At 38.0% G+C, this 384-nt stretch carries 1 protein-coding gene; it reads right to left on the bottom strand.

Going from position 1 to position 384, the window contains the following annotated elements; all coding sequences use genetic code 11:
- Positions 1 to 88 precede the first annotated feature (88 nt).
- Positions 89 to 384: secretin GspD/PilQ domain-containing protein (locus HG543_RS54315; protein ID WP_500690520.1), on the bottom strand; the 296-nt coding region annotated here is incomplete at its 5' end.

The following is a 384-nucleotide window of genomic DNA, read 5'->3' as shown; positions in this document are numbered from 1 at the left end:
CTATAATATATTGAAAACATTATACTGTGATTTGTGGCAATGCGCTATAAGACTATTTTGTTATGCAAAGCGTCTGTTGGGTTGTCAATTAATTGATACGACCCGTGTCATTCACCAATTTTGGGGTCACAAAAATCAATAATTCTTGCTTGTTATTGCTTTTTGAGGTGCGTTTAAAGAAGCGATCAACATAAGGTAAATCCCCTAAGAAAGGGATTTTAGTCACATCATTACCTAAGGTATTTTTAAACACGCCACCGAGCACAACCGTTTGACCATCATCGACGACCACGTTGGTTTTAATCGAATCTTTAGAAATCGCTGTCGCACCATTGACGATAGTTGGCGAACCATTTTCAATACTCAAATCCATGCCAATACGAC

Origin of the sequence: Pyxidicoccus fallax (assembly GCF_012933655.1) — a bacterium.
GTDB lineage: Bacteria > Myxococcota > Myxococcia > Myxococcales > Myxococcaceae > Myxococcus > Myxococcus fallax.
The sequence above is the reverse complement of the archived record's forward strand: the minus strand, read 5'-3'. Positions and strand labels throughout refer to the sequence as shown.